Annotated in this window: 18 protein-coding genes; 7 read left to right on the plus strand and 11 right to left on the minus strand. The window is 30.7% G+C overall.

Features of this window, described 5'->3' with window-relative positions:
- Positions 1-5 precede the first annotated feature (5 nt).
- Together Q0998_RS02440 and Q0998_RS02445 are read right to left on the minus strand one after the other, a co-directional pair.
- Complete coding sequence (locus tag Q0998_RS02440) at positions 6-2,480, minus strand: polysaccharide biosynthesis tyrosine autokinase (protein ID WP_299665747.1); 2,475 nt, start codon at positions 2,478-2,480, stop codon at positions 6-8.
- A gap of 3 nt (positions 2,481-2,483) precedes the next feature.
- On the minus strand, positions 2,484-3,284 hold the full coding sequence (locus tag Q0998_RS02445; RefSeq protein ID WP_299665750.1) for a polysaccharide biosynthesis/export family protein: 801 nt from the start codon (positions 3,282-3,284) through the stop codon (positions 2,484-2,486).
- Positions 3,285-3,373: 89 nt separating this feature from the next.
- Between Q0998_RS02445 and Q0998_RS02450 the strand changes: the two genes are divergently transcribed.
- The 4 genes from Q0998_RS02450 to secA all read left to right on the plus strand — a co-directional run bounded on the left by Q0998_RS02450 (position 3,374) and on the right by secA (position 8,642).
- On the plus strand, positions 3,374-4,150 hold the full coding sequence (locus Q0998_RS02450) for a class I SAM-dependent methyltransferase (RefSeq protein WP_299665753.1): 777 nt from the start codon (positions 3,374-3,376) through the stop codon (positions 4,148-4,150).
- 39 nt (positions 4,151-4,189) lie between these two features.
- On the plus strand, positions 4,190-4,765 hold the full coding sequence (locus tag Q0998_RS02455) for a cob(I)yrinic acid a,c-diamide adenosyltransferase (protein WP_299665756.1): 576 nt from the start codon (positions 4,190-4,192) through the stop codon (positions 4,763-4,765).
- A gap of 166 nt (positions 4,766-4,931) precedes the next feature.
- Positions 4,932-5,153, plus strand: a complete 222-nt coding sequence (locus tag Q0998_RS02460) for a DUF2795 domain-containing protein (protein WP_015479930.1) — start codon at positions 4,932-4,934, stop codon at positions 5,151-5,153.
- Positions 5,154-5,300: 147 nt separating this feature from the next.
- Positions 5,301-8,642 carry a preprotein translocase subunit SecA gene (secA, locus tag Q0998_RS02465; protein ID WP_299665760.1) on the plus strand — a complete coding sequence of 1,114 codons (3,342 nt, stop codon included), beginning with the start codon at positions 5,301-5,303 and terminating at the stop codon, positions 8,640-8,642.
- A 156-nt stretch (positions 8,643-8,798) separates the two neighbouring features.
- On the opposite strand, the gene Q0998_RS02470 is transcribed toward secA, so the two are convergent.
- The 8 genes from Q0998_RS02470 to nadC form a co-directional block, all read right to left on the minus strand.
- Positions 8,799-9,803: a hypothetical protein gene (locus Q0998_RS02470; RefSeq protein WP_299665763.1), complete on the minus strand. Its 1,005-nt coding sequence runs from the start codon at positions 9,801-9,803 to the stop codon at positions 8,799-8,801.
- Positions 9,804-9,807: 4 nt separating this feature from the next.
- Positions 9,808-10,419 (minus strand): HEAT repeat domain-containing protein, encoded by a 612-nt coding sequence (locus Q0998_RS02475; RefSeq protein ID WP_299665765.1) that lies wholly within the window; start codon positions 10,417-10,419, stop codon positions 9,808-9,810.
- The gene (locus Q0998_RS02480) at positions 10,416-10,949 is read right to left on the minus strand and encodes a sigma-70 family RNA polymerase sigma factor (protein ID WP_299665767.1); all 534 of its coding nucleotides are present in this window, start codon (positions 10,947-10,949) and stop codon (positions 10,416-10,418) included. The genes Q0998_RS02475 and Q0998_RS02480 overlap by 4 nt, the downstream gene beginning before the upstream one ends.
- 297 nt (positions 10,950-11,246) lie before the next feature.
- Positions 11,247-11,933, minus strand: a complete 687-nt coding sequence (gene folE, locus Q0998_RS02485; protein ID WP_299665770.1) for a GTP cyclohydrolase I FolE — start codon at positions 11,931-11,933, stop codon at positions 11,247-11,249.
- Positions 11,934-12,091: 158 nt separating this feature from the next.
- Positions 12,092-13,456, minus strand: coding sequence for a histidine--tRNA ligase (gene hisS, locus Q0998_RS02490; RefSeq protein ID WP_299665773.1), 1,365 nt, complete (start codon positions 13,454-13,456; stop codon positions 12,092-12,094).
- 150 nt (positions 13,457-13,606) lie between these two features.
- On the minus strand, positions 13,607-14,551 hold the full coding sequence (locus Q0998_RS02495) for a YihY/virulence factor BrkB family protein (RefSeq protein ID WP_299665776.1): 945 nt from the start codon (positions 14,549-14,551) through the stop codon (positions 13,607-13,609).
- A 54-nt stretch (positions 14,552-14,605) separates the two neighbouring features.
- Positions 14,606-15,085 carry a hypothetical protein gene (locus tag Q0998_RS02500; RefSeq protein ID WP_299665780.1) on the minus strand — a complete coding sequence of 160 codons (480 nt, stop codon included), beginning with the start codon at positions 15,083-15,085 and terminating at the stop codon, positions 14,606-14,608.
- Positions 15,086-15,246: 161 nt separating this feature from the next.
- Positions 15,247-16,104 carry a carboxylating nicotinate-nucleotide diphosphorylase gene (gene nadC, locus Q0998_RS02505; RefSeq protein WP_299665783.1) on the minus strand — a complete coding sequence of 286 codons (858 nt, stop codon included), beginning with the start codon at positions 16,102-16,104 and terminating at the stop codon, positions 15,247-15,249.
- A 212-nt stretch (positions 16,105-16,316) separates the two neighbouring features.
- Here nadC and rlmH point away from each other — a divergent pair, with 212 nt between their 5' ends.
- A complete protein-coding gene (gene rlmH, locus Q0998_RS02510) occupies positions 16,317-16,790 on the plus strand; it encodes a 23S rRNA (pseudouridine(1915)-N(3))-methyltransferase RlmH (protein ID WP_299665786.1) in 474 nt (157 codons plus the stop codon).
- 3 nt (positions 16,791-16,793) lie between these two features.
- Here the strand turns inward: rlmH and Q0998_RS02515 are convergent, their stop codons facing one another.
- Positions 16,794-17,591 carry a helix-turn-helix transcriptional regulator gene (locus tag Q0998_RS02515; protein ID WP_299665789.1) on the minus strand — a complete coding sequence of 266 codons (798 nt, stop codon included), beginning with the start codon at positions 17,589-17,591 and terminating at the stop codon, positions 16,794-16,796.
- 227 nt (positions 17,592-17,818) lie between these two features.
- Between Q0998_RS02515 and Q0998_RS02520 the strand changes: the two genes are divergently transcribed.
- Positions 17,819-18,397 carry a non-canonical purine NTP diphosphatase gene (locus Q0998_RS02520; protein ID WP_299665792.1) on the plus strand — a complete coding sequence of 193 codons (579 nt, stop codon included), beginning with the start codon at positions 17,819-17,821 and terminating at the stop codon, positions 18,395-18,397.
- Positions 18,398-18,508: 111 nt separating this feature from the next.
- Positions 18,509-19,537: an iron ABC transporter permease gene (locus Q0998_RS02525; protein WP_299665794.1), complete on the plus strand. Its 1,029-nt coding sequence runs from the start codon at positions 18,509-18,511 to the stop codon at positions 19,535-19,537.
- Positions 19,538-19,723: the final 186 nt, after the last annotated feature.

The raw sequence follows: 19,723 nt of genomic DNA on the forward strand, positions 1-19,723 counted from the left end.
AAATTTTATTTTTTAGGTTTGAACAGACCAAATAGTTTTCCAAAAAAACCAGTAGGTTCTTCATTTTCGTGATAGCCATAACCATATTTTCCATAACCGTATCCGTAGCCATAGCCATAGCCGTAACCATAGCCATACCCATATTTATTCTTTATGGAAAAATCATTTAAAACATAACTAATATTCGTTACTTCTTTGTTTTTATATTTATCGTCAATCATTCTCATCATTCCTCGTTCTGTGTAATTTTGACGGACAACATAAATTACAGCATCAGAATATTTAAATAACTCTAAAGCATCAGAAACCAGACCAACAGGAGGTGTATCTACAATTATATAGTCATAATCTTGTTTTAGCTGTTTCATCATCTCATCGGTTGCGCTATTTAATAACAGTTCTGAAGGATTTGGAGGAATAGGGCCTGATAAAATTAAGTCTAAATTCGGAATTTTTGTTTGTGTAATGACTTCCTTAAGCGTTTTCTGTTTTATTAAATAATTTACAATTCCAACATTATTTGGCAAATCAAAATCATCATATATTTTTGGTTTTCTTAAATCTAGCCCTAATAAAACCGTTTTCTTACCACTTAAAGCAAATACCGTTGCCATATTTACAGAAACCATTGTTTTCCCTTCTCCACTAACAGAAGAAGTAAGTATTATTGTTTTAGATTCATTTTCATCTGCATTTTTAAATAAAAATTGAATATTCGATCTTAATGCTCTAAAAGATTCTGCTACAGAAGATTTTGGTCTTTTAAAAACAGCTAAATTATTACTTCCGGGATTTCTACCAACAACTCCTAAAACAGGTATTGTATAACTGTTCTGAATTTCTTCTACGGTATGAATTTTATTGTCTAATAATTCTCTTATTATGATGTAAAAAAGCGGAAATATAAAACCTAACATGATAGCCACTAAATAATTAAAACTTGGTATTGGATAGGTTGGGCCATTCCCTAAATCTTTAGCGGTGTCAATAATTTTAACGTCAGAAACATTTGCTGCAATTGCAGTACCTGCTTCATATCGTTTTTGTTTCAAATAATTATAATTGGATTCAGATAATTCATAATCTCTTTGAAAAGTTATTAAACCTTGCTCTTGTTTTGGAAGCTTTTTCTTTTTAGAATTGTAGATATTTAAACTTGAATTTAATTTTCTTAATCTATTGCTATTGACTCTTTGGAGTGAGGAGATATTTTCTAATAAATTATTTTTAATAATCTCTATTTCTCTAGAAATTTGAATAACATCAGGATGGTTATCTTTCACCATATTTCTCAAGCTTTCTCTAAAACTCGATTTGGCGACTAAATTATTTATAAGTTCTGTAATTTTAGCATCCTCAATTTGAAGCGATGCCGGGACAAGGTTATCTTTATTATAACTATTATTAGAATTTAAGTAACTCCTTAGATTTCTTAAATAATCATTATAGCTTAATAGATCTTGTTTCTCTTTTTCTAAAGTAATGGTTTCACCAAATATTTCTGATCCTTGCGTAGATAAGTCAAAAATATTATTTGTTTCTCTGTAGTCACCTAACTCTTTTTCTAATCTTCTTAATCTTTTTTCTTCGGCATTAAAAAGCGTGTCTATATAAGCTCTAGTTTTCACTGCATATTCTATTTTCTGAATTTGTTTTACAGAATCTAAAACTTTAACAGTCGCATTCAAATAATCTTCAATCCTCTTTTTATTACCTCCTTGCTTTTGAAGTTTTAACATCGAAGCAGCATTTGTAATACTGTTTACACTAATATTTCTATTATTACTAACGGTACCATCAAAACTAGAAAATTGAATGACATATTTTTCTCCAACAGTAAACGGACTAATTTGTTGTAATGAGAAATTTAAAAAAGGCGTTTGTATTGTGTCTCTTATATTGTATTCTTTGGAAAAACTTATCTCTCTTGAAGGCAAATTAACGATACTGTTGGTTTTGTAATTTATTAAAGAATTCATTCCTGAATCATCAAAATCAAACGAAATTTTAAAAGTTTCATCACCAGTAAATTCAATATCAATAAACCTATTATACAATTGTGGTTGGTTAACATTTAAATTTACGGTAAAGGGAGCATACCCATATTTATCTTCTTTTCTAAATCGTCCTTCTTGAAGATAATTAATATAAAAATTTAGTCTTTTAACGACTATTTCGTTATGAGATCTAGACTTTAAAATTACTTTTACTGTTTCTAGCTCATCGCTTGATCCTCCCCAGTTAAAAGCGATGTTTGTACCCGTAGAAAATAAAGGGTTGTTTTCTTCTTTTACAGAAATTATAGTTTCTAAACTATAGATTTTCTGTGTATAGCCATTCATAAATTTCGCAACAATCAGCGCAATAACAATGGTTATTAAAAATAATTTCCAGTAGGCTAAAACTTTAAAAACATATTCTTTAACATCTATATTACCAGATGTTGAAGAACCAGAAGAATTTAATTGATTGTTCATCATCTTTTATAAATTTCTTGCTAATATTATAGTAGATGTTACAAGTGATAAAACAGAAATAACAGTAGTTAAACTCTGCAAACCTGTAGTTCCTGTTCCCCAAGATTTTTGTTTTAAAGGAGGTATGTTAATTAAATCATTAGATTTTATATAAAATATTTCAGAATTTAAAGCATCAATATTTGTTAAGTCGATAATATGTTTTTCAGTACCATTAGTTGACTTTCTAATAATTTCTACTGCCTTTCTATTACCTACATCTGTAATATCACCAGAAATAGCAATTGCGTCTATAATGGAAACTCTATTTTGACTAACAATTTTTACTCCAGAATTTGTGATCTCTCCAATAATTGTATATCTAATTCCTGAAAGTTTTACCGAAATAAATAAACTTTCATCTTCATTAATAAATTCTTCTTTAAGTTTATTTTCTATCTTTTCTCTTACTTCTAATTCAGTGTATCCTAAAACATTAATTTCTCCAAGAGTGGGAATTCTTATATTGCCATAATTATCTATACTATAGTCAGAAAAATAAGCTTGGTTATTCTCAAAGTCTCCATTTTGATTTAATCTTGAATTATTCTCCAAATCATTTTTTTGAAAGACAGCGACAATTTCTTTATTATTTGAAGTTATTCTTATATTTAAAATATCATCTATTTGCAATTTATAGGGGATATTATTGATCCTTTTGATCTCAGAATTTGAAACCGGTTTGCCTTGTAAGTAAGTTACTTCTTTATTAGAAATGCAAGAACTTAGAAAAAGAATTAATAAAGCAAAGTATAAGTATATTTTCATTATAAATTTTAATAACAAGAATTACAAATATACTTTTTATAAGTGTAAAGCTATAATTTTATTTTATTTTCGTTTTTCATTTACAAAGCATGTTTTTTCAACAAATAGAATACCTAAAATTTTTATTAAAATCTACAAATCAGCATGGAGTTCATTCCCCTTTTATTTTCAAATTCGTAACAGCTGGTTTGTATAAAAAGAAATCTAAAAAAGATTGGAACTCTTTTAGAAATATCAAAAATCAACTTTTAAAGAACAAAAAAACTATAGAAATCACCGATTTTGGGTCAGGATCTAAGGTCTTTAAAAACAACAATCGTCAAATTTCTAAAATTGCAAAAATTGCAGGAATATCTAATAAAAAGGCAAAATTATTAATTAAAATTGTAAATTATTTTATACCAATTACTATTTTAGAAATAGGAACTTCCTTAGGATTAGGAACTTCAGCGATGCATATCGGCCATCAAGATGCTAAAATAAGAACTTTAGAAGGTTGTGCAGAAACGAGTAAGATTGCGAAAGAGCTGTTTCAAAACAACCATTTTAAAAATATTGAATTGATTACTGGTAATTTTCAAAAAACACTCCCAGCAGCTATTCAAAATAAACAATTCGATTTGATTTATTTCGATGGCAACCACACTAAAAAAGCAACGCTGAGCTATTTTAAAACTTGTTTAACATCTATTCACAACAATTCCATCTTTATTTTTGATGATATTTATTGGAGCGAAGAAATGACGTCAGCTTGGAACGAAATTAAAAAGCATCCAAAAGTAAGGGTAACGGTAGATGTTTTTTATTTTGGAATTGTTTTTTTTAGAAAAGAACAAGAAAAAGAACATTTTAAAATTAGGGTTTAGTAACTTTGAATTTTAAACGCAAAACTTTGAATTCTTAGCATGAAAATATATACAAAAACTGGTGATAATGGAACAACTGCTCTTTTTGGAGGAACAAGAGTAAAAAAATACAATGCCCGAATAGAAAGTTACGGAACTGTAGATGAATTAAACTCTTACATCGGTTTAATAAAAGATCAAGAAATTTCTTCTTCAGTAAAAGAATCATTGCTAAAAATTCAAAATGAATTGTTTACGTTAGGCGCTATGTTAGCAACTCCGCCAGAAAAAGAAACTTTAAAAAGTGGAAAAGAACGTCTAAATATTCCGAAAATAGACGAGAATTCAATTCTTTTTTTAGAAAATGAAATAGATCAAATGGATTTAGAACTTCCTCAAATGACTCATTTTATTCTTCCTGGTGGGCATCAAGCTGTGTCATTCTGTCACGTTGCAAGATGTGTTTGTAGACGAGCAGAAAGACTTTCTGTAGAATTAAATGACCAGGAAAACATAAATGAAGACATTCTAAAGTATTTAAACCGACTTTCTGACTATCTTTTTGTGTTGGCACGAAAGTTGTCTAAAGACTTAGAAATAGAGGAACTTAAATGGATTCCTGAAAAAAAATCATAAGTTCTTTTTTTTATCGATTAGAAGAAGTTGAAAATTTTATTGCAACATAAATCATTGATTTTAAGTAAATAATGAAATTTAAAATTTACTTCACAATAAATTTCTTAAAAAAGACTTGCATAATTCAGCAAAAAAATTATTTTTGCACAAAATTAAACAATAAGAAATGTATTGGACATTAGAATTAGCATCTTATTTAGCAGATGCGCCTTGGCCAGCAACCAAAGATGAGTTAATAGATTACGCCATTAGAACTGGAGCTCCTTTAGAAGTAGTAGAAAACCTACAAGATATCGAAGATGAAGGTGATGCGTACGACTCAATTATAGAGATTTGGCCAGATTATCCAACCGAAGATGATTATCTTTGGAATGAGGATGAATACTAAACATAACAATTAAATTTAAAAAGTCTCATCAGAGGCTTTTTTTTTGTTTTTTTTTAGCCTAGAAAACACCCTTTTTTGGGTTTTTAAAAACCTGATAAACAACCAAATAATACAGCTTTTATTTTAGCTGATAAAAACATATATATAATGAGTATTTTAAATTCAGTAATTAAACTTTTTGTAGGAGACAAACAGCAAAAAGATTTAAAAATTTTACAACCCGTTGTAGAAGACGTAAAGAAATTTGAAGCAGCATTTTCTAAACTTTCTAATGATGAATTAAGAGCAAAAACATTAGAGTTTAAAGAAAGAATTAAAACAGCTACCAAAGAATTTGATGATAAAATTATCGCTCTAGAAGAAGAAGCTGTAGAAGCAAACATCGATAGAAAAGAAGATATTTATACTGAAATTGATGCTTTAAAAGATGAAGCCTACAAAGTTTCTGAAGACACATTATTAGAAATAATGCCCGAAGCTTTCGCAGTAGTTAAAGAAACTGCAAAACGTTTTGTAGAGAACGAAGAAATCGAAGTAACAGCTACTTCTTTTGATAGAGAATTATCTGGAGAAAGAGATCATATTTCTTTAGAAGGCGACAAAGCATTTTGGGCAAACTCTTGGGATGCAGCAGGAAAACCTGTTACTTGGGACATGGTGCATTACGATGTACAGTTAATTGGTGGTTCTGTTTTGCACCAAGGTAAAGTTGCAGAAATGATGACTGGTGAAGGAAAAACCTTAGTTTCTACTTTACCCGTTTATTTAAATGCGTTAACAGGAAACGGCGTGCATTTAGTAACGGTAAATGATTATTTGGCAAAACGTGATAAAGCGTGGATGGGACCTATTTTTGAGTTTCATGGTTTTACTACAGATTGTATCGATTACCACCAACCAAATTCAGACGCTCGAAGAAAAGCATACAATGCAGACATCACTTATGGAACAAATAACGAATTTGGTTTTGATTATTTACGTGATAATATGGCAAGTTCTAAAGACGATTTGGTACAACGCCCACCAAACTATGCCATTATCGATGAAGTAGATTCTGTTTTAATTGATGATGCAAGAACTCCGTTAATTATCTCGGGGCCAGTTCCTCAAGGAGATAGACATGAATTTAACGAATTAAAACCTTTAGTAAGCGATTTAGTTGCGATACAAAGTAAATATTTAATTGGCGTTTTGGCAGAAGCCAAAAAACTAATCGCAAATGGAGATACCAAAGAAGGTGGTTTTCAATTGTTAAGAGTTTATAGAGGTTTGCCTAAAAACAAAGCACTAATCAAGTTTCTATCTCAAGAAGGAATCAAACAAATTCTTCAAAAGACAGAAAATTATTACATGCAAGACAATAACAAATTAATGCCAGAAGTAGATGAAGCTTTGTGGTTTGTTATTGAAGAAAAAAACAATCAAATTGATTTAACCGATAAAGGAATCGCACATTTATCAGAAAAAACCGACAATGATAATTTCTTCGTTTTACCAGATATTGGTGTAAAAATTGGTGAAATTGATAGCGCTGAGATTTCAAAAGAAGAAAAAGCAAAACAAAAAGAAGAATTATACAAAGACTTCAGTATAAAAAGTGAGCGTATTCACACCATGAATCAGCTTTTAAAAGCATACACTGTTTTTGAAAAAGATGTGGAATATGTGGTGATGGAAAACAAAGTAATGATTGTTGATGAACAAACCGGTCGTATCATGGATGGTCGCCGTTATTCAGACGGTTTACACCAAGCCATTGAAGCAAAAGAGAACGTAAAAATTGAAGATGCTACGCAAACTTTCGCAACCGTAACATTACAGAATTACTTTAGAATGTATCGCAAACTTTCCGGGATGACAGGTACTGCGATTACAGAAGCTGGTGAATTGTGGGAAATCTACAAATTAGATGTTGTAGAAATTCCTACAAATAAACCCATTCAAAGAGACGATAAAGAAGACTTAGTATACAAAACTGCACGTGAAAAATACAATGCAGTAATAGAAGATATTGTAAAGTTAGTGGCAGAAAATCGTCCTGTTTTAGTCGGTACCACTTCTGTAGAAATATCCGAATTATTAGGTAGAATGTTGCAAATGCGTAAAATTCCTCATAATATTTTAAATGCAAAATTACACAAGCGTGAAGCAGATGTTGTTGCAGAAGCAGGTAAATCTGGTGTAGTAACCATTGCAACCAACATGGCTGGTCGTGGAACAGATATTAAGCTTTCACCAGAAGTTAAAGATGCTGGTGGTTTGGCAATTATTGGTACAGAAAGACATGATTCTCGAAGAGTAGATAGACAGTTAAGAGGGCGTGCAGGAAGACAAGGTGATGTTGGTTCTACACAATTCTACGTTGCTTTAGATGACAATTTAATGCGTCTTTTTGGTTCTGATAGAATTGCAAAAATGATGGATAGAATGGGATTAAAAGAAGGCGAAGTTATTCAGCATTCTATGATTTCTAAATCTATTGAAAGAGCACAAAAGAAAGTGGAAGAGAATAACTTTGGTATCAGAAAACGTCTATTAGAATATGATGATATTATGAACTCGCAACGTGAGTTTGTCTATAAAAGAAGACGTAATGCTTTAGATGGTAAACGTTTGCAAGTAGATATTGCAAATATGATTTATGATACTTGCGAATCTATCATCAATGGTAACAAAGCCCTTAAAGATTTTCAAAACTTTGAATTTGAACTGATTCGTTTTTCTTCAATGACTTCTCCTTTTTCTGAAGAAGAATTTGAGAAAATGTCTGAAAAAGAATTGGCAGATAAATTGTATGATATTGTTTCTGCACACTATAAAAACAAGATCGAAAGAAATGCCGTTTTAGCATATCCGGTGATTAAAGATGTCTTTGAAAATGAAGGTGATAGATATGAGCGAATTGTAGTTCCTTTTACAGACGGAATAAAATCTCTGCAAGTAGTTACAAATCTTAAAGAAGCCTATGAAAGTGAAGGAAAAAGTTTGGTCACAGACTTCGAGAAAAATATTACGTTAGCAATTATAGATGAAAATTGGAAAGAGCATTTACGTAAAATGGACGAGTTAAAACAGTCTGTTCAAAATGCCTCTTACGAACAAAAAGACCCTTTGTTAATTTACAAGTTTGAAGCTTTTGAATTATTTAAGAAAACAGTCGACGAAATTAACAAAGAAGTATTGTCTTTCTTATTTAAAGGAGAATTGCCAACACAAGATTCAAATCAAATTTCTGAAGCTAGAGATCAAAGAAGAGAGCGTTTAAATACAAGTAAAGCAGCCGTACAAAACTCTAGTGAACAAGCTATCTCTAGCTCTCGTCAGCAACAACAAGAACCGGTTGAAACCATCGTGAGAGAACAGCCAAAAATTGGTAGAAACGAACGTATTACTATTAAAAATGTAATGAGTGGTGAAGAAAAAGAAGTGAAATTTAAACAAGCCATTCCTTTGATTGAAAAAGGAGAATGGGTTTTAGTGAATAAGTAAAATATTTTTATCTGTCATTCCTGTGACAACAGGAATCCATAATAGTCAAATTTAGATTCCTGTTTTCACAGGAATGACGAAACGTTTAAAAATTATATCATAAAAAATCCGTTTAGAAAATTTCTAAACGGATTTTTAAACTAACTCAAATAATTTTTATTTTTTCCTCAAATAAATATTCCCCAAACCTGCATTCAACTTCATTGTTACTTTCCCTGAATTTAATTTTAATTTCATTTTTTGCAAGCCTTCCACTTCCTTTTCATCTTGCACATTAAAATCAATATCACTAAAAATATCACTTGCGGTTGCATCTAAATTTAAACTAGAATTAGAAGGAATTGTAATGTCTATAAAACCATTGTTAGAATACACAGAGTATAATTTCCTAGGTGTTTTTTTATCGAATTCAATGGTTATGTTTCCTCCTATTGAATTGATAGAAACAGGCCCCGTAACATCTACTAAACGCATGTTATTTAAAGAAGTTGATATTTCTACTTCACCATTAAAATTAGATAAAGAGGAAGCTTTAGAATTGAAGAAAACATATTTTCTTGTATTTTCTTTTTCCTTTTTACAGCCATTTGTTTCCCAGTTCAATTTTAAAGTATTCGGAATTTTAATCTCATACTGCTCGTTTGCAATCATAACATATTGATTTTCTGTATCGTCTTTAAAAACCAATTCATCTCCAATTCTCTCAATGATAAAATATATGCCTAATTCTTTATTTTCATTCTCTTTACCTAACTTCTTTAATCCTTTTTTACGATTGCTATCTGTACTATAAATAATAAAATTATTTTTTTCTGTACTATCTAAAACCCTTCCAAATCCTCTATATAATTTATTCATTCGAGTCGAATCAGTTCTTACTTGGTAATTGATAGAAGAACTAATAGCAGACCCTTTCAACCTTTTTCCTGTTCCTACTTGAGGATACCTTAAATTGTTCCGACTTCTAAAAAAATGACTCGTGCTTTTATCATGAATGCTTTTAATGATGACTTCATCACCGTCATAACCTTTTACCGAAAAGTTTTTAGACGAACAGATTTTTAAAGTTCCTTTGTTAAATTTTATCTTTTTCTCTTGTGCATTGACGTTTAAAAACGAAAATGCAATTGCTAAAATGAATGTATATTTTAAATTTTTCATGTTGTTATTGGTTTATTTCTACCATAGCTAAAGTTGCATTGTTCTTTACTATTGGATAGGTTTGTTCATTATTTATGATCTTTTCAAGAGGTTTTCGTGCACGATTTTCCCTTAAAATGCTCAATGCTTTTATCAATTTAATTTGTACTAGTGGTGTTGTTTCGTTTTCTAAAGCTGTTATTAAATTCTTTCTTATTTTTTCATTCGACGGAAATTTTAAAAGTGCATCTACCGTTGCAATTTTTACATTTGCATTTTCGTCTTTGTGTAAAATGGTAAGCAATCTATTGATGATTTTCTCGTCTTCTTTTTCATACTCATCATTAAATTTATAGACACCTTCTAATCTTTTTCCAGCAGAATCTGCATTTAAATTGGCTAACAATGCTGTTTTATCATTATGAGATACTTCAGAATTTTGAACCCAAAAAAGTGAGGCAATGATCACTGCAAAGCAAGCTGCAACAGCAATGTATTTTAAATAATAGACTGTCTGTTTTTTTGGTGGATGTAATTTTTCCTTCAACAACTTCTCAAAAGCAACTGTTGCTTTATTAGGCATTTTTTCTTCTCGAAAAGATGCTTTGTTTTTTTGTATGAATTCTTCTAATTTCATTCTTCCTTGTTTTTTAACAACGCTAAAAGTTGCTCTTTTCCTCTTTTGTATTGGTTTCTAACCGTACTTTCTTTTAAATCTAATAAAGCTCCTATTTCTCTATGATTATACTCTTCAATCATATATAAAACAAGAATAATGCTGTATTTTTCTTTTAATTTATGGATGCATTCCTTTACAAATTCAACTGAAATAGTTGGCACTATATCATCTTCAATAAGTATATTTTCTTGTTCTAAAAGCAACGTTTCTTCCACCCAAATCATCTTTTTTTTATGCCTTACAACATCTAAAGATTTGTTTATGACTATTCTTTTTAACCAAGCTCCTAAATTGGCATCATCATCAATCTGATGTATTTTCTCAAAACCTTTTATAAAACAATCGTGTACAATATCTTCTGCTTCTTCCCTACTCTTTACGATTCTTAGAGCGCTACCAAACATCATGTTTTTATATGCATGATATACTTCCAATTGAGCGGAGTATTCATTCTTTTTACAATTTTGTATGATATTTTTCGAATTCAAAAAAAGCTTGGTTGGTTTTCTCTTACAATATAAGAACGTAAAAGTTTTAAAAGTGTCTCAAAAAAATTTGTTTTATTTTGATTTTGTATTTCTGAAAGCTAGCTGTGACAGGAAAGTGGGCTTTTTCAAGCTTTCAAAATTTTGGTAAAAAAATCACTCAATTAAAAAATATGATCATTTTAAATAAATGAAGAGCTAAAAACACGCAGTATGTTTTCTTATTTTGCGTAGAAGTAAAAAAACAAAAACCCGTTCTGAAGATTTCAAAACGGGTTCTAATAATATAAATCCTAAAGTTTAGAATTTTGTATCCATTTGTAAATATTGTAAAAATTCTTTTCTAGTTGTTTTCTCTTTAAACTTCCCTCCAAATTCTGAAGTTACTGTAGAACTCTCGATGTCTTTAATTCCTCTTGAATTTACACATAAATGCTTTGCGTCAATAACACAGGCCACATCTTGTGTTCCTAAAGCCTCTTGCATTGCTTGCACAATTTGCATGGTTAAACGCTCTTGTACTTGTGGTCTTTTAGAAAAATACTCTACAATTCTATTCATTTTAGAAAGCCCAATTACCTTTCCACCAGAAATATAAGCAACATGTGCTTTTCCAATAATTGGTAATAAATGATGCTCGCAGGTAGAATACACCACGATGTTCTTTTCTACCAACATTTCACCATAATTATAATTATTGTCAAACGTAGATGGTTTTGGCATATTTTTAGGGTTTAAACCCATAAACATTTCATTTACAAAAGCTTTGGCAACTCTTTTAGGCGTCCCCTGCATGCTATCATCCGTTAGATCCATTCCTAAAGTGATCAAGATTTCTTTTACACTTTCTTGGATTCTATTAATTTTTTCTTCATCAGAAATATCAAAAGCATCGTCTCTCACTGGATTTTGAGCAGAAGTTGCCACGTGGTTTTCACCTATTTCGTCAATTCTTTCGTCATTCATTTTGCTGTTCAGTTCAAACATTTCAATCGTTTATTAAAGTGCAAATTTACGGGTTTACAATGTATTATTATAATTTTTGCATCAATTATAATTATACTTCAATAAACTTCGGCAAGCTTAATTACAACATCTAGAATGTTCATTATACGAACCTCTACCTGTCCCGATATTTTGAAAGACTATTTTAATTTCGCTATTAATTCTGATAATGAACAATTTGTTTGCTCGCCAGAAACCATATTTTTTAAGGTAAATTCTTGTTTTTCTATTTCTTCCGACCCCACAATAACAACAAATTCAATTTTACGCTTGTTCGCATAATTCATCTGTTTTTTCATTTTTGCGGCATCCGGAAATAATTCTGATTTGATATGCTGTTTTCTCAATTTAGAAATTGCTTTCATTGCATACATTGCTTCTTCTTCACCAAAATTCACAAAGAGTACTTTTGGTTTTGGCAAATCGACCGTTTTAAACAGACCTAATTCCTCTAACACCAAATAAATTCTATCCAATCCGAATGAAATTCCAACACCCGAAACGTCTTTTAAACCAAAAATGCCTGTTAAATCGTCATATCTTCCGCCACCACCAATAGAACCCATTTTTACGCCTTCTGGTGCAGCAACTTCAAAAATGGCACCTGTGTAATAGTTTAAACCTCTTGCTAAGGTTACATCTACTTCTAAATTAGTAGATTTTAATTCCAATTCTGAAATTGAACGAATTACAAAACGTAATTCTTCTACGCCTTTTTTTCCTTCTTCGGAAGTTTGCAACATACTTTCTAAAGAAGCTAATTTCTCTACATTAGATCCTGAAAAATCAAACAAAGGTTGTACTTTTTCAATCGCATTTGCTGTAATTCCTTTAGCAAGCATTTCTTTGACAACACCTTCTTTACCAATTTTATCTAACTTGTCTAGAGCGACTGTAAAATCGATGAGTTTGTCTTGCGCACCAATTACTTCTGCAATTCCAGATAGTATTTTTCTATTATTAATTTTGATGGTGGTTCCCGCCAAACCTAAATCGGTAAAAACAGTATCATACAATTGTATAAACTCTACTTCTTGCCATAAAGATGTACTGCCAACAACATCTGCATCACATTGAAAGAACTCTCTAAAACGCCCTTTTTGTGGTCTATCTGCTCTCCAAACGGGCTGAATTTGATATCTTTTAAAAGGAAAGGTAATTTCGTTTTGGTGTTGTACCACATATCTTGCAAACGGAACTGTAAGATCGTAGCGCAATGCTTTTTCGGAGATTTGAGAAGTTAGTTTTAAACTATCCTTTTCTGATAATAATTTTTCATTAGCTTTTGATAAAAAATCTCCAGAGTTTAAAATCTTAAAAATCAACCGATCCCCTTCATCACCATATTTCCCCATTAAAGTAGAGGAGTTTTCAAAACTTGGCGTTTCAATTGGCTGAAAACCAAAAGTTTCAAAAGCCGTTTTAATCGTGTTCATAATATACGTACGATTGGCAACTTCTGTTGGCGAAAAATCTCTGGTTCCTTTTGGGATGCTTGGTTTCATAAATTACTGTTTTTTAATGTGTCTCCTCGAACGGAGTCGAGCGATTTATTAAAATCTCGACTTGGCAGGAATGACAAACACAGCAAAAAGGCAAACTTTCACAAGAGTGAAATACCTAAACGCTCTGCGCGGACAAATATCGTGAAAAAGTTATAATTTTTTAGGAGTTACAAAGGTTTTATTTCGTCTTCTTAAAGAGTAAATTGTAGCATTTAATTCAAAACCTAAAAGTAAAATAATGGCATTTAACCAAATAAAAAGCATCAATATTAAAAGTGTACCAATGGAGCCATATAGCTCATTGTATTTTGCAAATTCATTTACGTAATACCCAAAAAGATAAAATGTTAAGATTGATAAAATAGTCGTAAATACAGCTCCTGGAGAAAAGAATCCTGAATGTTTTCCTTCTTTAACACCATAATGATACAGCATAGAAACGGTCAAAAAAATCATGATTAAAAACATAAGACCTCTGGCTAACTGTATCCAAATTAAATTGTCTTCTAACCAGCCTAAAGTAACCATATCTTTTAAAACCAATTCAAAAAATATAATTAAAAGTACGGTCACCAACAGAAATAAAACAATTACAATAGAAACCAACATGGCAACAAAGTAAGATCTAAAAACGTTTCTCACTATTTTTACGTGGTACGAATATTCAAAACCACCAAAAATGGCATTCACACCATTTGTCATTAAAAAAATAGAGCCTATAAAACCAAAAGAAAGCAAACCACCGTACTGATTTTTAATAATATCTACCAACACAGAATCTACGGCATCAAAGGTTTTTGGAGGTAAAATATCTGAAATTATAGAGAGTAAACTTTCTTGAACTCCTGGTATGGGCATAAAAGGAATTAACGTTAATACAAACAACAAAAAAGGAAAAATTGCCATAAAGAAACTGTATGCAATTCCGCCTGCTCTTGTAGTGAGTGCACCTTCTATAATTCCTATAAAATACATTTCTAAAAGGTCATATAAAGACATACCTTCTAGACCAGGAACTTTCATTTTCTTCCCAGTTCTTACCAAAACATTTACGATTGGTATTTTGTCTAAATTGTCTTCTACTTCTTTTGTCATTGTTTGAACTACAAAGTTAAATTTAGTGGCAAAGTAACTAAGTTTTTAAAAATATTATTCGATATGAATTTTATTCATCTCTAAAAAGATTCCTTTAAAAATCAATTCTTTATCATTTGTTGAAACGGAATCTTTTAAAAATAAAAAATCAGCGCCATAAGCTAAACTTGCTAAAAGACCATATTTTGAATTGAAAACCAAAGATCTATCCTGTTCTTTACTATTTTTTGATTGGTACATTTTAAAGTTTAAACTTTTAGAGTCATAACTTTTGTCAATGTGCTGGAAAGTATCTAATTCTAAAATCAGAACATCAATTTCAGGATTATATTTTAGAAAAATCTCTTTGACTGTATCTTTTTCGTGAAGATATTCAAAATTTATTTGGTTCTCTTTTTCATTAATACCTAATTTTAATTTTTGAACTCCCTCTTTCTGTAGCTTGTAAGAAAAAATGGGAATATTACTTTTATTTCGATCACAAGAGAACATAAAAAAACTTAATAATAGCACATAAAAACTTACTCTTTTCATTCAATACTAATTTTATATTCAGATAGCAATCCATCAATAGCAACACGCTAAAGCGAATTGCTATTCATGGGTGTTACGTTTATCTGCCTTTTTTTATTATTTTTCATTTTCATTTTCAGCCAGTTAAAGCTGGATGCTATTGAAATTTTTAAATCCTTTTTCTAAACGGCTTTCAAACTCAAATCTAAATTATAAACCGAATGTGTTAATGCCCCAGAAGAAATAAAATCGACCCCACATGCTGCGTATTTTCTAATTGTTTTTTCATTGATTCCTCCAGAAGATTCTGTAAGACAGGTATCTCCAATTAAAGAAACTGCTCTTTTGGTATCTTCATAATTAAAGTTATCAATTAAAATTCTATAAACACCTTTATTAGACAAAATTTCTTTGATTTCATCTAAGCTTCTCGCTTCTACAATGATTTTAATATCCAAATTTTTTTCTGCTAAATATTGCTTTGTTTTGGTGATTGCTGCAGTAATTCCGCCCGCAAAATCAATATGATTGTCTTTGATCATCACCATATCATACAACGCAAAACGATGGTTTTCTCCGCCACCAATTTTTACCGCCCATTTTTCTAAAGCTCTAATTCCTGGAGTGGTTTTTCGGGTATCTAAAACTTTGGTTTTTGTTCCTTTTAACAAATCAGCAAAAGATGCGGTTTTTGTGGCAATTGCAGACATTCGTTGCATTGCATTCAACACCAAACGCTCTGCCATTAAAATAGATTGCGATTTTCCTGAAACATGAAAGACAATATCTCCATAAGCAACTTTTTCACCATCATTGATAAACGTTTCGACCTCTAAATCGGCATCCACATAGGCAAAAACTTGTTTTGCGAATTCAACTCCAGCAATAATTCCTTCATCTTTTACCAATAATTTTGCTGTTCCTTGCGCATCGGCAGGAATGCAAGAAAGTGATGTATGATCTCCATCACCCACATCTTCTCTAATGGCATTCGCAATAATTAATTCTAATTCTTTTTCAAATTGTGTTTTTGATATCATATTTGTTCTAATTCTGATGTAAAAATAACAATGATTTTCAATTTTATGTAAGTTCTGATGATTTTATGTTTTAAAACAAATAAATTTGTAACGACAATGATTGTCACCTCGAGCATTATTGAAAACTGAAATATATGTAAGTTTGAAGATAAAAGCGCCGCTTGTGAGAGGTTTTTAAAAAGGTTTCGACTGCGCTCAACCAAACATAAAAAATGAAAATTAAACTACTCGCTATTGGTAAAACGGACAATAAGAACCTAATTCAATTAATTGAAGCATATCAAAACCGTCTAAAACATTATATAAAGTTCGAATTAGAAATCATTCCAGATATTAAAAATGTAAAGCATCTAAGCGAGGTTCAGCAAAAAGAAAAAGAAGGTGAACTCATTTTATCGAAACTACAAAACACAGACCAGTTGGTTTTATTAGACGATAAGGGAAAAGAGTTTACTTCGATTCAATTTTCTCAATATTTACAAAAGAAAATGAATTCTGGAATCAAGCAACTGGTTTTGGTGATTGGTGGTCCTTATGGATTTTCTGATGCGGTTTATAAAAAAGCAACTGGGAAAATTTCATTGTCTAAAATGACCTTTTCTCATCAAATGATTCGTTTATTTGTTGTAGAGCAGCTGTATAGAGGTTTTACGATTTTGAAGAATGAACCGTATCATCATGAGTAATTTCTAAACTGACTCTTTTAGAACTAAGCCAACTCTATAGATTAATATGATTTCAAAAATTTCTACGATAAATTGTGTCACCACACCAATTGGAGATAAAATAACGGCTAACAAACAAATTCCTGTAATAATTTCAAGTATTCCAGTCCATTTTGCCAAGTCTCCAAAATCTACCAACCTTCTGATAGCAATTCCCAATAAAATACTTAAAACACCATAGGCAATAAGTTTTGCCATTCCGAAAACACCTAAAAATTCTTCCCAAACATATAATGAAGTTACATCTAAAACTGAAAAGAAAAAGACAAAAACAATGATTAAGAATGCGCTTATTTGTAATAAATAATTTTTAAACATTGCCCCTATTATCACAAAACCTCTAAAAAATAGAAATAGAGAAATAATTGATAGTGTTTTAATTGCGATGTAAATACTTTTAAAAATACTACTTTCTTTTTCAAAACTTAAAAACTCAGCACCAACTTCAAAAAAACCAACTATAAAATAAACAATTCCAAAAATCATAGCAATGTTTAATTGCTTATAAATATTGTTTTTATCGATTCCTAAAATGGTATCAAATTTTCCAGGAATGTATTTTTTGTCAAAAATTTCTGAATAATCAAAACCTAGCACTTCTAAAATAGCTTTTATGGTATAACTTCTGGGGGCAACATCACCAGCTTCAATTCTCTGAATTGTACGAACATTAATATTGCATTGTTCTACCAATTCTTCTTGAGTAAATCCTTTTTGTTTTCTTAGTTCTAATATTTTTTGTCCTAATTCTGGCTGTTTCATAATATGTTGATTTTTAAATTCTATACAATGTTAGTGTTGTAAATTAAGTTGACAAATTTTTTGAAGCCTTTTTAACCCGACATTTTCACGACAAATCAATGATATCAATAGTTTTAACGTTTTTAAATTTTTACAATTTACGGTATCATTTTAATCTATTGAGCTTAAAAAACAATAAAATAACATTTATAAAATGATTACATTTGTGAAAAATCAACTTATTTTTAATGAAACTTGTCTTTGCCACCAACAATTTAAATAAATTAAAAGAAGTACAAGAAATGCTATCCAATTCTATAGAAATATTGAGTTTAAAAGACATTGGTTGTTTTGATGATGTTGAGGAAACGGAAACTACTTTAGAAGGCAATGCAAAATTAAAAGCAGATCACATTATCCAAAAATTTGGTTACCATTGTTTTGCTGATGATACAGGTTTAGAGGTAGAAATTTTAAACGGAAAACCAGGAGTGTATTCAGCTCGTTTTGCTGGCGAACCCGCAAATGCTGAAAATAATATGCAAAAATTGCTTTCGGAATTAAGTGATAAGAAAAATAGAAAAGCACAATTTAGAACTGCTGTTTGTTTAAATTTAGACGGAAAACAGTTTTTATTTGAAGGAATTTGCAAAGGTGCAATTCTAAAGAAAAAAGAAGGCGAAAAAGGTTTTGGGTACGATCCAATCTTTCAACCCGAAGGATACCATCAATCTTTTGCAACCATGAATGCTGAAGAGAAGAATAAAATTTCTCATAGAGGAATTGCAATTCAGAAATTGGTGGCTTTCTTAAAAGATGATAAGTAATTTCTCTTTGAGCGTTCAGAACCTTCGGAAGAGAACTGTAATTAGGTTTCGACTGCGCTCAACCAGACATACATAAAACAAATAGATTCTTGTTTGTGCAGGAACAATAGGATGGAACAACAATCATACAAAAAACATTTTATATTACTGTCAATTTTATTGGTGGTTTTATTTTTTATAAACATTAGCTTGGGTTCTGTTAGTATTCCTTACAGAGAAATACTTAATACCTTATCTGGAGGCATTCCCTCCAAAGAAAGTTGGCAAACCATTATTTTGCATTTTAGATTGCCAAAAGCAATTACCGCCATATTAGTAGGTTCTGGACTTTCAGTAGCAGGTCTGTTGATGCAAACTTTTTTTAGAAATCCGCTTGCAGGCCCTTTTGTTCTGGGGATTTCCTCAGGTGCAAGTTTAGGTGTCGCCTTATTAATCTTAGGTTCGTCTCTTTTTGGTGGGTTTTTCTTAACAAACTCAATTTCAAGTTGGTCTTTACCAATTGCATCTAGTTTGGGTGCTTTTTTGGTTTTATCTGCCGTAATTATTGCTGCCAATAAAGTAAGGAATACCATGTCTATTTTAATTATTGGTTTGATGTTTGGCTCTTTAACGGCTGCCGTGATTAGCGTTTTGGCTTATTTTAGTGAAGCTGCTCAAATTCAACAATACTTATTTTGGAGTTTTGGAAGCTTAGGAAACCTTTCTTGGAACGAACTGCTTGTTTTTATAGTTATTTACACAAGTGGAATGTTGGCAACACTTACCATTATAAAACCTTTAAACAGCCTATTGTTAGGAGAAAATTATGCAAAGAGTTTAGGAATCAATGTAAAAAAAAGCAGAAATTTCATCTTATTAATTACAAGTGTTTTAACAGGAGTTATTACGGCTTTTGCGGGGCCGATTGCCTTTATTGGATTGGCAGTGCCACATATTGCAAGAATTATTTTTTCAACTTCTAATCATAAAACATTAATACCCGCCGTGGTTATTTTAGGAGGCATTATTATGTTGATTTGTGATAGTATTGCGCAATTGCCAACAAGTGAATTTACCTTACCCATAAACGCAATTACCTCATTATTTGGTGCGCCCATTGTTATTTGGTTGTTGGTTCGGAAAAAGAAAATATTTGTTTAGATAAATTGAAAATATAAAAACTGACCACATAGGAGCATAGAAAACATAGAATTCTCAAAACTTTGAAACTTTGAAACTTTGAAACTTTGAAACTAAATTAAAATAAAATCGAAAATAAAAAGAAACATATCATCCTAAAAACCGAACAGCTCACCATTGGTTATCAACAGAAAAAGCAAGACAATA

Origin of the sequence: uncultured Polaribacter sp. (assembly GCF_947501385.1) — a bacterium.
Lineage (GTDB): Bacteria > Bacteroidota > Bacteroidia > Flavobacteriales > Flavobacteriaceae > Polaribacter.

Bases quoted from the DNA above. Each gene is read 5' to 3' on its own strand.
- Q0998_RS02460 (WP_015479930.1), top strand. From the start codon at position 4,932: ATGTATTGGACATTAGAATTAGCATCTTATTTAGCAGATGCGCCTTGG.
- Q0998_RS02470 (WP_299665763.1), bottom strand. From the start codon at position 9,803: ATGAAAAATTTAAAATATACATTCATTTTAGCAATTGCATTTTCGTTT.
- Q0998_RS02495 (WP_299665776.1), bottom strand. From the start codon at position 14,551: ATGACAAAAGAAGTAGAAGACAATTTAGACAAAATACCAATCGTAAAT.
- Q0998_RS02455 (WP_299665756.1), top strand. From the start codon at position 4,190: ATGAAAATATATACAAAAACTGGTGATAATGGAACAACTGCTCTTTTT.
- Q0998_RS02520 (WP_299665792.1), top strand. From the start codon at position 17,819: ATGAAACTTGTCTTTGCCACCAACAATTTAAATAAATTAAAAGAAGTA.
- nadC (WP_299665783.1), bottom strand. From the start codon at position 16,104: ATGATATCAAAAACACAATTTGAAAAAGAATTAGAATTAATTATTGCG.
- Q0998_RS02515 (WP_299665789.1), bottom strand. From the start codon at position 17,591: ATGAAACAGCCAGAATTAGGACAAAAAATATTAGAACTAAGAAAACAA.
- Q0998_RS02475 (WP_299665765.1), bottom strand. From the start codon at position 10,419: ATGAAATTAGAAGAATTCATACAAAAAAACAAAGCATCTTTTCGAGAA.
- hisS (WP_299665773.1), bottom strand. From the start codon at position 13,456: ATGAAACCAAGCATCCCAAAAGGAACCAGAGATTTTTCGCCAACAGAA.
- Q0998_RS02445 (WP_299665750.1), bottom strand. From the start codon at position 3,284: ATGAAAATATACTTATACTTTGCTTTATTAATTCTTTTTCTAAGTTCT.
- secA (WP_299665760.1), top strand. From the start codon at position 5,301: ATGAGTATTTTAAATTCAGTAATTAAACTTTTTGTAGGAGACAAACAG.
- folE (WP_299665770.1), bottom strand. From the start codon at position 11,933: ATGTTTGAACTGAACAGCAAAATGAATGACGAAAGAATTGACGAAATA.
- Q0998_RS02525 (WP_299665794.1), top strand. From the start codon at position 18,509: ATGGAACAACAATCATACAAAAAACATTTTATATTACTGTCAATTTTA.
- Q0998_RS02440 (WP_299665747.1), bottom strand. From the start codon at position 2,480: ATGATGAACAATCAATTAAATTCTTCTGGTTCTTCAACATCTGGTAAT.
- Q0998_RS02450 (WP_299665753.1), top strand. From the start codon at position 3,374: ATGTTTTTTCAACAAATAGAATACCTAAAATTTTTATTAAAATCTACA.
- rlmH (WP_299665786.1), top strand. From the start codon at position 16,317: ATGAAAATTAAACTACTCGCTATTGGTAAAACGGACAATAAGAACCTA.
- Q0998_RS02500 (WP_299665780.1), bottom strand. From the start codon at position 15,085: ATGAAAAGAGTAAGTTTTTATGTGCTATTATTAAGTTTTTTTATGTTC.